Annotated in this window: 14 protein-coding genes; 10 read left to right on the top strand and 4 right to left on the bottom strand. The window is 30.5% G+C overall.

Going from position 1 to position 12,898, the window contains the following annotated elements; translation table 11 throughout:
- Positions 1-9 precede the first annotated feature (9 nt).
- Complete coding sequence (rbfA, locus tag WG951_RS12735; protein WP_105049445.1) at positions 10-405, top strand: 30S ribosome-binding factor RbfA; 396 nt, start codon at positions 10-12, stop codon at positions 403-405.
- Positions 406-419: 14 nt separating this feature from the next.
- A complete protein-coding gene (locus tag WG951_RS12740) occupies positions 420-1,622 on the top strand; it encodes an ABC transporter permease (protein WP_105049444.1) in 1,203 nt (400 codons plus the stop codon).
- A 212-nt stretch (positions 1,623-1,834) separates the two neighbouring features.
- Here WG951_RS12740 and dusB read toward each other — a convergent pair whose 3' ends face one another.
- Entirely contained in the window at positions 1,835-2,833 is a 999-nt protein-coding gene (gene dusB, locus WG951_RS12745; RefSeq protein WP_105049443.1) for a tRNA dihydrouridine synthase DusB, read from the bottom strand.
- A 242-nt stretch (positions 2,834-3,075) separates the two neighbouring features.
- Here dusB and WG951_RS12750 point away from each other — a divergent pair, with 242 nt between their 5' ends.
- Positions 3,076-3,351, top strand: a complete 276-nt coding sequence (locus WG951_RS12750) for an EF-hand domain-containing protein (protein WP_105049442.1) — start codon at positions 3,076-3,078, stop codon at positions 3,349-3,351.
- Positions 3,352-3,462: 111 nt separating this feature from the next.
- Positions 3,463-5,259 (top strand): translation elongation factor 4, encoded by a 1,797-nt coding sequence (lepA, locus tag WG951_RS12755; protein ID WP_105049441.1) that lies wholly within the window; start codon positions 3,463-3,465, stop codon positions 5,257-5,259.
- A 375-nt stretch (positions 5,260-5,634) separates the two neighbouring features.
- Here the strand turns inward: lepA and WG951_RS12760 are convergent, their stop codons facing one another.
- Positions 5,635-6,333 carry a zinc metallopeptidase gene (locus WG951_RS12760; RefSeq protein WP_105049440.1) on the bottom strand — a complete coding sequence of 233 codons (699 nt, stop codon included), beginning with the start codon at positions 6,331-6,333 and terminating at the stop codon, positions 5,635-5,637.
- Positions 6,334-6,428: 95 nt separating this feature from the next.
- On the opposite strand from WG951_RS12760, the gene WG951_RS12765 reads away from it, so the two are divergent.
- The 6 genes from WG951_RS12765 to WG951_RS12790 all read left to right on the top strand — a co-directional run bounded on the left by WG951_RS12765 (position 6,429) and on the right by WG951_RS12790 (position 10,786).
- Positions 6,429-7,475: an asparaginase gene (locus WG951_RS12765; RefSeq protein ID WP_105049439.1), complete on the top strand. Its 1,047-nt coding sequence runs from the start codon at positions 6,429-6,431 to the stop codon at positions 7,473-7,475.
- Positions 7,476-7,687: 212 nt separating this feature from the next.
- Positions 7,688-8,410, top strand: a complete 723-nt coding sequence (locus WG951_RS12770) for a MotA/TolQ/ExbB proton channel family protein (protein WP_105049438.1) — start codon at positions 7,688-7,690, stop codon at positions 8,408-8,410.
- A gap of 8 nt (positions 8,411-8,418) precedes the next feature.
- Positions 8,419-8,874 (top strand): hypothetical protein, encoded by a 456-nt coding sequence (locus WG951_RS12775; protein WP_105049437.1) that lies wholly within the window; start codon positions 8,419-8,421, stop codon positions 8,872-8,874.
- A 4-nt stretch (positions 8,875-8,878) separates the two neighbouring features.
- On the top strand, positions 8,879-9,499 hold the full coding sequence (locus tag WG951_RS12780; protein ID WP_105049436.1) for an ExbD/TolR family protein: 621 nt from the start codon (positions 8,879-8,881) through the stop codon (positions 9,497-9,499).
- Between the two features lie 18 nt (positions 9,500-9,517).
- Positions 9,518-9,979, top strand: coding sequence for an ExbD/TolR family protein (locus tag WG951_RS12785; RefSeq protein ID WP_105049435.1), 462 nt, complete (start codon positions 9,518-9,520; stop codon positions 9,977-9,979).
- Positions 9,980-10,108: 129 nt separating this feature from the next.
- Positions 10,109-10,786, top strand: coding sequence for a porin family protein (locus WG951_RS12790; protein WP_105049434.1), 678 nt, complete (start codon positions 10,109-10,111; stop codon positions 10,784-10,786).
- Here the strand turns inward: WG951_RS12790 and WG951_RS12795 are convergent.
- Complete coding sequence (locus tag WG951_RS12795; RefSeq protein ID WP_105049433.1) at positions 10,781-11,353, bottom strand: hypothetical protein; 573 nt, start codon at positions 11,351-11,353, stop codon at positions 10,781-10,783. The two genes, WG951_RS12790 and WG951_RS12795, sit on opposite strands and share 6 nt — an antisense overlap.
- A gap of 26 nt (positions 11,354-11,379) precedes the next feature.
- Positions 11,380-12,837: an RNA polymerase factor sigma-54 gene (rpoN, locus tag WG951_RS12800; RefSeq protein ID WP_105049432.1), complete on the bottom strand. Its 1,458-nt coding sequence runs from the start codon at positions 12,835-12,837 to the stop codon at positions 11,380-11,382.
- Positions 12,838-12,898 lie beyond the last annotated feature (61 nt).

Consider the following 12,898-nt stretch of genomic DNA (forward strand, 5'->3'; position numbering starts at 1 on the left):
ATTTGCAGCATGGAAGAAACGAATAGACAGCGAAAAATTGCAGGAGTATTACAAAAAGATTTGGTAGATGTTTTGCAGAAGGCAGCACAAGATGGTATGAAAGGGATAATAATTTCTGTTTCTAAAGTTCATGTAACTTCAGATTTAGGAGTTGCCAAGGTATATTTAAGTGTTTTTCCTTCAAGTAATAGAGACGAAATTATTAAAGGTGTACAATCTAACACCGTTTTAATTCGTCATGAAATGGCAAAAAGAACTAAACATCAATTACGTAGAATGCCAGAATTATTGTTTTTTGGTGATGATACTTTAGATTATATTGAAGAAATTGACAAATCTTTAAAAGGAGAAGATGATAACCCTATTAAAGATCCTAGCGTTTTACCAAGACGTAAAAGGAGTTAAATTTATCCTATCATTTGAACTTTCCGTTATACATAGCTAAGAGGTATTTATTTACAAAAACAGGTAATAATGCCATAAACATTATTACAATTATTGCTTCTTTTGGCGTAATTGTGGGATCTTTAGCCTTGTTTATAATTCTTTCTGGATTTTCTGGTTTACGTACTTTTAGCTATAGCTTGTTAGATGTATCAGATCCAGATATTAAAATAACTTCTAAGAAAGGTAAAACGTTTTTTTATACAGATGATATTCATCAAACATTAACAAAAAATTCCGCTATAAAAGCGGTATCTAAAGTTATTGAAGAACGTGTTTTTTTAGAGTACAATGATAAAAATGAGATTGCTTATATAAAAGGTGTCGCAGAAAATTATACTTCTATTACCCAAATAGATTCTGTTGTAAGTATGGGGAATTGGTTGGATAGTGATTTTTCTAATATAGCAGTGGTGGGGAATGGTATTTCTAGAAAATTATCCTTAGGTATTTTAAATTTTGGAGCACCTTTATCTATCATGGTTCCTAAGCCTGGTGTTGGTTTTATAAATCCTAATAATGCTTTCTATAAAAAGGATGTACAAATTGTAGGTTTATACTCGGGTACAGAAGAGTTTGAAAGTAAATTTGTTTTTGTTTCTATAGATGATGCTAAGAATTTATTAAGGTATAAAGACAACGAAATTACTGGAGTTGAAATTAAATTAAAAGATAATTCTACGGCAGATTTATTTTCAAAACAGCTACAAGAACAACTAGGTAATCAATTTAAAGTACAAACCAAACAGCAATTAAATGAAGTTTTCTATAAGGTTATAAATACAGAGAATTTTGTTTCTTATCTTATTTTTACTTTGATTGTAATTATAGCATTATTTAATGTTATTGGTGCCATTATAATGATGATAATTGATAAAAAATCTAACTTAAAAACACTTTTTAGTTTAGGAGCATCCATTAAAGAAATAAAAAAAGTTTTTGTTTTACAAGGATTTCTATTAACTGTTTTAGGGATGTTGATTGGTTTAACATTGGGTGTGCTCATTGTTTTTATACAAAAAGAATTTGGGGTGTTTATGATCACTCAAAATTTAGCTTATCCGGTTGAGTTTCGATTTTCTAATCTGTTTATTGTAATAGCAACCATTACCGTTTTAGGTTTTATAGCCTCTAAAATAGCAAGTAGTAGAATTTCTAAAGAGTTTATAGAGAAGTAATTTTTCTGAAGCTATTTCCTGCTTTTCGTTATATCTTTTTATTGCTGTCATTGCGAAGTTTACTTTTTTGTAAACTGTGGCAAGCTCTAAATCCGAAAGAGATTACTTCGTTCCTCGTAATGACGCTTATTTAAAAGAGCAATAAAAAGGATGTCACTTCAATCAGGGCTAAGTATTTTTGCTAACGATAGTATTTATCGAATTAACTGAGTTTAAAATTGAGGAATAATTGTATTTCCAAACTTCGCTTCTACTTCATCAAACGTCGCAAAAACATCTTTAGCATCATCCGAAGTTACCATTTTCATTCTGTATTCTTTAAAATGCGGTATGCCTTTAAAGTAATTGGTATAATGTCTTCTGGTTTCAAAAACACCTAAAACAGGTCCTTTCCAATCAATGGCCATTTGCAAATGTCTTCTCGCCATTTCCACACGTTGGGCAATTGTTGGTTTTGCTAAATGTTCACCAGTATTAAAAAAATGTTTTATTTCGTTAAAAATCCAAGGATATCCAATTGCAGCTCTACCAATCATGGCGCCATCTAAACCATAAGAATCTCTCATTTCCATAGCTTTTTCAGGAGTCGTAACATCTCCATTACCAAAAACAGGAATGTGCATTCTTTGGTTATTTTTTACATCGGCAATAGGTTTCCAATCAGCCTCTCCTTTATACATTTGAGCACGCGTTCTACCATGTATAGAAATTGCTTTACAGCCAACATCTTGTAAGCGCTCTGCAACTTCTACAATTCTAATAGAATCATGATCCCAACCCAAACGAGTTTTTACGGTAATTGGTAAATTGGTGTGTTTTACCATGGCTTCTGTAAGAGAAACCATCAAATCGATGTCTTTTAAAATTCCTGCTCCGGCTCCTTTAGAAACTACTTTTTTTACAGGGCAACCAAAGTTGATATCAATAATATCTGGATTCGATTTTTCTACAATTTCTACCGTTTTTAACATCGATTCTAAATTGGCTCCAAAAATCTGAATTCCTACCGGACGTTCTTTTTCATAGATGTCTAATTTCATGATGCTCTTTGCAGCGTCACGAATTAAGCCTTCAGAAGAAATAAACTCTGTATAAACCACATCAGCGCCTTGTTCTTTACATAAGGCTCTAAATGGTGGGTCAGAAACATCTTCCATTGGTGCTAATAAAAGCGGAAAGTCTGGTAATTCTATGTTGCCAATTTTAATCAAAACGATTTAATTTTTTGCAAATTTAGTGTTTTTTCATCCTTCAGAGGAAAAAATATTTTTATAGCTCATCAATGTAAAGAGAAGCTCTAGTTCTCGTTGGTTTATTTATGAGTTACAAATACGTGGTGGCTTCGCTTTTTTTAGTCATTTATTTTTGTGAAAATAAGTTGTAAAAGATTGTATTTTTGTAATTCATTTCAACTTTATTTAGTATCTTAAAATATTATTAGACAAAAAATAAAATGGGAACAAAAGAAAAAATATTAGAAAAAATACACGGTTTAATTAACGATAAATTTCAAACACCTACAGAAGCTTTTCAGTTTTACGATAAGGATAAAGACGGAAGTTTAAACAAAGACGAACTTAAAGATTTATTAAAAAATGCGGATATAAGTAGTTTTTTAAGAGGAATTGTAGCTAACGAATTAATTAAAGGGTATGATAAATCTGGTGATGAAGCTATTAATTTAGAAGAGTTTAAAATAGCAATTTCTGAATTAGAAAGAGATTTATAATTCATTTTTTTTTATTAGAATAGTACAATAATAGGTATTGTGATTTTTTTTATTTGGGAAGGTCTGTAAATAACATATCTTTGTAAGTTGAACGCAGTTAGAAAACGAAGTATGAAGAACATTAGAAACTTTTGCATTATCGCACATATAGATCATGGTAAAAGTACGTTGGCAGATAGGTTATTAGAATATACAGGCTCTGTAACAGATCGAGAAAAGAAAGATCAGTTATTAGATAATATGGATTTAGAACGCGAACGCGGAATTACCATAAAATCGCACGCCATTCAAATGGATTATATCTATAAAGGAGAAGAATATGTTTTAAATTTAATTGACACACCTGGTCACGTAGATTTTTCTTACGAAGTTTCTCGTTCTATAGCGGCCTGTGAGGGCGCTTTGTTAATTGTAGATGCAGCACAAAGTATACAAGCACAAACAATTTCTAACCTATATTTAGCCTTAGAGAATGATTTAGAAATTATTCCGGTGTTAAATAAAGTAGATTTACCTTCTGCAAACCCAGAAGAGGTAACAGATGATATTGTAGATTTATTAGGCTGCGACCCAGAAGAAGTAATTCATGCTAGTGGAAAAACAGGTTTTGGAGTCGAAAATATTTTAGCGGCCATTATAGATAGGATTCCTCCTCCAAAAGGAGATCCAGATGCACCGTTACAAGCCTTAATTTTCGATTCTGTTTACAATTCTTATAGAGGTATAGAAACTTATTTTAGAGTTTTAAACGGAGAAATAAAAAAAGGGCAACGTATTAAATTCATGGCAACAGATAATGAGTATTTTGCCGATGAAGTAGGTACTTTAAAATTATCTCAGGTTGTAAAAAAATCTGTAAAAACAGGTGATGTAGGGTATTTAATTACAGGAATAAAAACAGCAAAAGAAGTAAAAGTAGGAGATACAATTACAGATGCATTAAACCCTACAACAGAAATTATAGATGGTTTCGAAGATGTAAAACCAATGGTTTTTGCAGGAATTTATCCTGTAGATACAGAAGATTATGAAGAGTTGCGTTATTCTATGGAAAAACTGCAATTAAATGATGCTTCTTTGGTATTTGTACCAGAAAGTTCTGCCGCTTTAGGTTTTGGTTTTAGATGTGGTTTCTTAGGAATGTTGCACATGGAAATTATTCAAGAACGTTTAGAACGTGAGTTTAATATGACGGTAATTACAACGGTTCCCAACGTATCTTACCACGCGTATACCAAGAAAAACCCAACCGAAATTGTTTTATTAAACAATCCAACCGATTTACCAGATCCATCAAGATTAGAAAAAGTAGAAGAGCCATATATTAAGGCAAGTATTATTACCAAGTCAGATTTTGTTGGTCAGGTAATGAGTTTGTGTATCGAAAAACGTGGCGAAATTGTAAATCAAACTTATTTAACAACCGAAAGAGTAGAATTAATTTTTGATATGCCTTTGGCAGAAATTGTTTTCGATTTTTACGATCGATTAAAAACAGTTTCTAAAGGATATGCTTCTTTCGATTATTCTCCAATAGGAATGAGAACTTCTAAATTGGTAAGAGTAGATATTTTATTAAATGGCTCTCCAGTAGATGCACTTTCTGCACTTTTACACGCAGATAATGCCTATACAATTGGTAAGAAAATTGTAGAAAAATTAAAAGAATTAATACCAAGACAACAGTTTGATATTCCTATTCAGGCAGCAATTGGAGCAAAAATTATTGCGCGTGAAACCACAAAAGCATTACGTAAAGATGTTACCGCAAAATGTTATGGTGGAGATATTTCTAGAAAACGTAAACTTTTAGAAAAGCAGAAAAAAGGTAAGAAAAGAATGCGTCAGGTTGGTAATGTAGAAATTCCGCAAGAAGCATTTATGGCGGTTTTAAAATTGAATGACTAAATCTAGATTACTCGATTTTTAGAATTAAAAATCCGATTTGTCATTCCTGCGCAGGCAGGAATCCATAGAATGTCAATTAATAGTAAAAAACTTACAGCATAGAAAAACCTTTTTGAGAAATCAAGAAGGTTTTTTTATTTGTAGCTATTTCCGGCTTTCACTACTCGCTTTTTTTATCCTAAAAAAGGAATAAAAAAGAGCTCAAACATGCCGTTCAATCCGGGCTATACTTTTTTGCTAGCTTATTTTTTATCCTGCGAAAGCAGTACTCATAAATCTACTTTTATAAGTTGAGTCAAAAAAAACACTTCCAAAATAAATCGAAAGTGTTTTGTAATATTTGTATCAGATAAAAGTTAAAAGCATTTGCCATGCTTAATCTCTTCCTCCTAAAATTTGAAGTCCCCAATATAATAATGAAGCTAAAGAACCTAAAGCAGCTACTAAATATGTTCTTGCAGCCCATTTTAAGGCATCTGTTGCACCCGATAACTCTTCTCGGGTTACCATGTTCTTATTTTCTAACCAAGCCAATGCTCTGTTACTAGCATCATATTCTACAGGTAAGGTAACAAAGCTAAAAAGAGTAGCAAAGCCCATAAAAATTAAACCAGCAATGGCAATATAAAAACCAATTCCGGTAGCTCCGGAAGCAGCCCCTAAAATTAACCCACCAATTACCAACCATTGCGAGTATTTAGAAGTAACACTTACAATTGGCACTAATTGAGATCGCATTGTTAAATAGCTATACGCTTGTGCATGTTGCACTGCATGTCCGCATTCATGTGCTGCAACAGCAGCGGCAGCGGCATTTGTTTGGTTGTAAACAGCTTCACTTAAATTAACCGTTTTATCTGCAGGATTGTAGTGGTCTGTTAATCTACCCGGAGTAGAAATTACTTTTACATCAAAAATACCATTATCAGCAAGCATTTTTTGAGCAATTTCTGCACCGCTCATGCCGTTTCTAAGCTGAATTTTAGAGTATTTTTTAAATTTATTTTTTAAAGTATTACTAACTAGCCAGCTTACTAAAGCAATTGCACCAATTAAAATATAAAATCCTATCATAATTTATATTGTTTAAAAATTGTTTTTCATTTTTGTTTGATAAATTTACAGCATAAAGTATTCCAATTTATTGTTTGGAGAATAAAAATGACAAAATGACAACGAAACCAAATATATTACTTATTTATACAGGCGGAACTATCGGTATGATTAAAGATTATAAAACCAATGCTTTAAAGGCATTTGATTTTAGTCAGATTGTAGATAAAATTCCAGAATTACAACAGTTAAACTGTAATATAACAAGTATTTCTTTTGATGAAGCGATAGATTCATCAAACATGAATATTGGGTACTATAAAGATATTATAGAAATTATTGAAGAAAATTATACAAAATTCGAGGGTTTTGTGGTGTTAACAGGTTCTGATACAATGGCATATACATCATCAGCAATTAGCTTTATGTTAGAAAACCTACAAAAACCTATTATTTTTACAGGTTCTCAATTGCCAATTGGCGATTTAAGAACAGATGCAAAAGAGAATTTAATAACTTCTATAGAAGTAGCTTGCGCCAATAAAAATGGAGTGCCTGTTATTTCTGAAGTTTGTTTGTATTTTGAATATAAATTATACAGAGCTAATAGAACAACCAAAATAAGCTCAGAACAGTTTGAGGCATTTACTTCTATGAATTTTCCTCCATTGGCAGAAAGTGGTGTGCATCTTAAGTTTAATGAACATTTAATTCATCAAACAAAAAATACAGAGCAACCTTTAGTTGTTAGAAAAGAATTGGTGGAAGAAGTTGTTATTTTAAAATTATTTCCAGGTATTTCTAAGTTAGTTATAGAAAGTATTTTAAATATACCCAATTTAAAAGGAATTGTATTAGAAACTTATGGTTCTGGAAATGCACCAAATTCTGATTATTTTATTGCTTTATTAAAAGAAGCAATTAATAAAGGAATTAAAATTGTAAACGTTACTCAATGTAAAAGTGGTAGGGTAATGATGGGACATTATGATACTAGTTTATTGTTAAAAGAAATGGGAGTTATCAATGGAAGAGATATCACAACAGAGTCTGCAATTGCCAAATTAATGTACCTTTTAAATAAAAACTTATCAAATGAGGCATTTAAAAAGTACTTCGAATCGTCTTTAAGGGGCGAATTAACTGATAAATATCATTTTTAAATAACTAATTCAGTTAAATCAACTTTCAAGAGATAAATAGATTGATTTTTTTTTTTTATGCTCAATATTTTTTTGTTACTTGGCACTCTCAAAAGTATTGTAGAGAGAAATTCTTTCTAATTTATTTAGTTAAATTGTCTTTCATATTGTTTTTTTGAGATGAAAATTAATATCTTTAACCCGTTAACTATTAAAAATTAATTATAACAAAGATGAAAAAAGTAGTAAATGTCCTATCCGTAACAGGATTTATGTTTTTTGGAGCTATTCAATCAACTTTCGCACAAGAAGCAGCTGAAGAATCACAAACTTTCCACCAGGAATTAAAACAACGTTTTATTGAAGGTGGCCCAGAATTTATGGGAATTGTATTAGTAGCCTTAATTTTAGGTTTGGCAGTTGCAATTGAAAGAATTATTTATTTAAACATGGCAACAACCAATACTAAGAAATTAGTAGCAAGTGTAGATGATGCTTTAAGTTCTGGTGGTATAGAAGCTGCTAAAGAAGTTTGTAGAAACTCTAAAGGGCCAGTTGCATCTATCTTTTACCAAGGATTAGATAGAGTAGAAGAAGGAGTTGATGCTGCGGAAAAAGCTGTAGTTTCTTATGGTGGAGTACAAATGGGATTATTAGAGAAAAACATCTCTTGGTTATCTTTGTTTATTGCATTAGCACCGATGCTTGGGTTTATGGGAACTGTAATTGGTATGATTGGAGCTTTTGATTCGATTCAAATTGCAAATGATATTTCTCCAGCGGTTGTAGCAGGTGGTATTAAAGTAGCCTTATTAACAACAGTATTTGGTTTAGTTGTAGCAATTATTTTACAAATTTTTTATAATTACATCGTTTCTAAAATCGATAGTATTGTAAATAACATGGAAGATGCATCTATTCAATTAATAGATTTATTAGTGAAATACAAAAAATAAGATATATTATGAAAAATAATTTATCAAAAATATTAAACATTTTTATAGCTGTAATAGCTGTAATTGGAGCCATTCTCTTCATTAGAATTTTTATGACTGGTGAGGATGATGTACAGGCGCTAAGTAGCTCTGTTGGAAGTATAGTTGGGTTTTCTACTATATTATTATATTTTGCTATTGGTGCAACTGTAATTCTTTCTTTAATTGGACTTTTTAGAAATCCAGATAATTTAAAGAAAACTTTATTAGGTGTTGCCGTGTTAGGTGTTGTATTAGTGTTTGCTTACTTTTTAGCAGATAGTAATGCCGTATTAGATGCACAAGGTAAAGTACTTGAAGGAGGTGATGCAGGAACATCAATAAACCAATGGGTTGGAACAGGTATCTGGTACAGCGTTTGTTTAGGGCTTGTAGCAAGTTTGTTCTTTGTATACGATTTAGTAAAAGGATTAATAAAATCATAATAATATGGCAAGAAGAGAGAATCCAGAAATTAATGCAGGTTCTATGGCAGATATTGCCTTCTTGCTGTTAATCTTTTTCTTAGTAACAACAACAATGAATGTTGATTCAGGAGTTTCTAAAAAACTATCTGAAAAACCACCAGCGGATTATGTGCCACCTGTTATTAAAGAAAAAAACATTTTTGAGGTAAGCATTAATAGAAATAATGAGCTTTTAGTTGAAGGCGAAAGAATGGATATTAAAGACCTAAAAGAAGCTGCTATCGCTTTTATTGATAATGGTGGAGGTGAAGGTAAAGTTGAGAATGGTGTTGCTAGTGGACGTTGTAGCTATTGTAAAGGTGAAAGAAGTGAATCTTCTTCAGATCACCCAAACAAAGCAATTATTTCGGTACAAAGTGATAGATTAACAGAATATGGAACGTATTTAACTGTTCAAGATCAATTGTTGAAGGCTTATGCTTCATTAAGAAATAGGTTAAGTATTGAAAAATACAAAATGCCTTTTTCTGAATTAGAAGAAGCTTATAAAGATGATAAGAATAACGAAAATTTGAAGAAAAAAGTGGAGTTTATCAAAACTAGTTATCCTCAAATTATTTCGGATCAAGAACCTACTAAATAATCTTTAAAATTTAACAGTATGTCTAAATTTAGAAATAAGAAAAAAGAAGTACCAGCAGTAAATACATCAGCTTTACCTGATATCGTATTTATGTTGTTATTCTTTTTCATGGTAACTACTACCATGAGAGAAACTTCTTTACAAATTGATGCTCCAAGATTACCGTCGGCAACAGAAGTTAAAAAACTTGAACACAAAAGTTTAGTAACTACTATATACGTAGGTAAAGCAAAAGATGCTAAATACGGAACTAGTTTTAATAGAATTCAATTGAATGATAAAATAGGTTCTGCAGATGACGTTCCTGCTTTTATTATAAATGCAAGATCTAAGGTTTCTGAAGCAGAAGTACCATTTATGACGACTTCGATTAAAGCAGATAAAGAATCTAGTGTAGGTACAATTACGGATATTAGATTAAAACTAAGAGACGTTAACGCTCTTAAAATTAGTTATTCTGCTTCTAAAAAAACAGAGTAATCTTTATAATATAATTGTAATAAAAAAAGGATAATTCATTTGAATTATCCTTTTTTTATGTTTTTTTTTTTTGAGTAAAACAGTTCTACTAATGAAATATTGTATCTTTAGACTACGTTAATTTTGTATATGAAAACAGCTATTACCTCCTTTTTATTATTGATGAATGTTATGGTGTCTTTTGCTCAGAAAGATTCTTTAGAACTAGGAAATAGATATGCAGACGATCAAATTTATGTAGCTGTTTCTTATGCTCAGTTTTATGATCAACCAACTGTAATTTCTAAAAGTAATTTTTCGTATGGGCTTTCTGTAGGGTTTATCAAGGATATAATATTAAATAAGCAAGGAAATATATCTATCGCAGCCGGAGTTGGCTATGGTTTTGATTTTTTCAATCATAAATTAAAGATTCAAAAAATTAATAATGAAATTGTTTTTAGTCAAGATAATACTATTAGTTCAAATTTATTTAAGTCGCATAACTTAGAGTTTCCTTTAGAGTTTAGATGGAGAACTTCTACAGCTAATAAATATAGCTTTTGGAGAATTTATGGTGGCGTAAAATTTGCTTACAATCTATCGAATAAATTTCAGTTTGATGACGATACTCAAACTACTTTTAAGTATTCTAATATCTCTAATTATAATAATTTGCAGTATGGTTTAACCTTATCTGCAGGGTATGATGAGTTTAATATCAATATTTATTATGGATTAACACCTATTTTTAATAATAGTGTTATAAATGGCGAAGTGATAAATACAAAGATTTTAAAATTTGGACTGATTTTCTATATTTTATAAAAAATAGAAAACGATTATTGGAGATAGAAATCCTAATACAAACCCTAAATAAACTTCTTTTTGTGTATGTGCTTTTAAATGCAAACGTGCACTAGCAACTATACCTGAGAGTAGTATTGAGCAAATAATTAGGATTATTAAATTCTGCTGATAGATTAGGCTTAAAATAAAAAAGAACCCTGTAGTGATGCCTAATGATGTTAAATGGATACTTGTTTTTATCTTAAAGGCGAATAAGATATAGATAAAAAGTAATCCTAAAGTTGTGGCATAAAAAAGGATTCCCAAATCTATTAAATTATGTATTCCGTATAGGGTATTACCCAATAGATAGAACAGAACAATCATCATAGCGATAGGAACTTTTCTTTCTTGAATACTTTCTGCTTTAAAAGATTTAATGAGCTTAAATCTCTTAAAAAGGATAAGAACAAGTAAAGGTATTATGTATGTTGTTAAAAATATTAAACCTAAAACCGTAAACTTTTGCGAACTATTAAAGTTATTTTGTATAAAAATAAAATATAAGAATATGCCAATTGTTGGTACAACAATTGGGTGTAACATTACGGATATAAATTTATAAAACTTCACTAAATTTCTTTTCTTAAACGCGCCACAGGTAAATCTAACTGCTCTCTATATTTAGCTACTGTTCTTCTTGCTATTGGATATCCTTTTTCTTTTAGAATGGCTGCTAGCTTTTCATCTGTTAAAGGTTTTTTCTTGTTCTCTTCTAAGATTACAGTTTCTAAAATCTTCTTTATTTCTTTGGTAGAAACATCTTCTCCTTGATCATTTTTCATAGATTCAGAAAAGAATTCTTTAATTAGTTTTGTTCCGTAAGGAGTAGATACATATTTACTGTTTGCAACTCTAGACACGGTAGAAACATCCATGTTAATCTTATCTGCAATGTCTTTTAAAATCATTGGTTTTAACTTGCGTTCATCACCTGTTAAAAAATAATCGTATTGATAATGCATAATAGTATTCATGGTCACCAAAAGTGTTTGCTGACGTTGTTTTATAGCATCAATAAACCACTTTGCGGAATCTAATTTTTGTTTGATAAAAAATACTGCGTCTTTTTGAGATTTACTTTTTACACTTGCTTCTTGGTATCCTTTTAGCATGTTGTTGTATTCTCTAGAAATATGCAATTCTGGTGCATTTCTAGAGTTTAAAACCAAGTCTAATTCTCCATCAATAAGTTTAATAGAAAAATCAGGAACAATTTGTTCTGCAATTTTATTATTACCAGCGTAAGAACTACCAGGTTTAGGATTTAGTTTAGAAATTTCTTTATTTACTTCCTTTAATTCATCTTCAGAAATATTAAATTTTTCTTGTAGTTTTTTGTAATGCTTTTTTACAAAATGATCAAAGGCAGATTCTAAAATGTCAATGGCTAAACTTCTTATTTTGTTTTTTTCTTTTCTTTTTAGTTGAATGATTAAACACTCTTTTAAATCTCTAGCTCCAACACCAATAGGATCTAAGGTGTGCACTACTTTTTTTAGGATAGATATAACTTTCTCTTCAGTAGTAAAAACATTTTCTGTAAACGCCAAATCATCTACTAAATCTAAAATATCTCTTCTTATATAACCGCTATCATCAATACTACCTACTAAAAATTCTGCAATAGCAAGTTCTTCTTCATTAAAACTATAAGTACTTAATTGATTTTTTAAAGATTGATGAAAGCTTGTCCCAGATGCATAAGGCACATTTTTTTCTTCATCATCTGCAGAATAATTGTTTGCTTGAGTTTTGTAATTAGGTATTTCATCATCGCTCAAATACTCATCAATATTGATGTCTTCTGCTTCAATTTTCTCATTACCGGTATCATCAAACTCATTAGATAAATCATCATCTATAGCATCAGAATCATCTTTACCTGTGTCTAACGCAGGGTTTTCTTCAATTTCTTGCTTTAAGCGTTCTTCAAAAGCTTGCGTAGGCAATTGAATTAACTTCATCAACTGTATTTGTTGAGGAGATAATTTTTGTAAGAGTTTGTATTGTAAACTTTGTTTTAGCATATAGACAAATATATGAAATAGGTTAAAATAAAAAACGTCATTCTGTTAGGAATGACGTTTC

This window comes from Polaribacter butkevichii, assembly GCF_038024105.1.
Lineage (GTDB): Bacteria > Bacteroidota > Bacteroidia > Flavobacteriales > Flavobacteriaceae > Polaribacter > Polaribacter butkevichii.

Bases quoted from the DNA above. Each gene is read 5' to 3' on its own strand.
- WG951_RS12785 (WP_105049435.1), top strand. From the start codon at position 9,518: ATGTCTAAATTTAGAAATAAGAAAAAAGAAGTACCAGCAGTAAATACA.
- WG951_RS12775 (WP_105049437.1), top strand. From the start codon at position 8,419: ATGAAAAATAATTTATCAAAAATATTAAACATTTTTATAGCTGTAATA.
- lepA (WP_105049441.1), top strand. From the start codon at position 3,463: ATGAAGAACATTAGAAACTTTTGCATTATCGCACATATAGATCATGGT.
- WG951_RS12795 (WP_105049433.1), bottom strand. From the start codon at position 11,353: ATGTTACACCCAATTGTTGTACCAACAATTGGCATATTCTTATATTTT.
- WG951_RS12770 (WP_105049438.1), top strand. From the start codon at position 7,688: ATGAAAAAAGTAGTAAATGTCCTATCCGTAACAGGATTTATGTTTTTT.
- WG951_RS12780 (WP_105049436.1), top strand. From the start codon at position 8,879: ATGGCAAGAAGAGAGAATCCAGAAATTAATGCAGGTTCTATGGCAGAT.
- WG951_RS12750 (WP_105049442.1), top strand. From the start codon at position 3,076: ATGGGAACAAAAGAAAAAATATTAGAAAAAATACACGGTTTAATTAAC.
- rbfA (WP_105049445.1), top strand. From the start codon at position 10: ATGGAAGAAACGAATAGACAGCGAAAAATTGCAGGAGTATTACAAAAA.
- WG951_RS12760 (WP_105049440.1), bottom strand. From the start codon at position 6,333: ATGATAGGATTTTATATTTTAATTGGTGCAATTGCTTTAGTAAGCTGG.
- WG951_RS12790 (WP_105049434.1), top strand. From the start codon at position 10,109: ATGAAAACAGCTATTACCTCCTTTTTATTATTGATGAATGTTATGGTG.
- rpoN (WP_105049432.1), bottom strand. From the start codon at position 12,837: ATGCTAAAACAAAGTTTACAATACAAACTCTTACAAAAATTATCTCCT.
- WG951_RS12765 (WP_105049439.1), top strand. From the start codon at position 6,429: ATGACAACGAAACCAAATATATTACTTATTTATACAGGCGGAACTATC.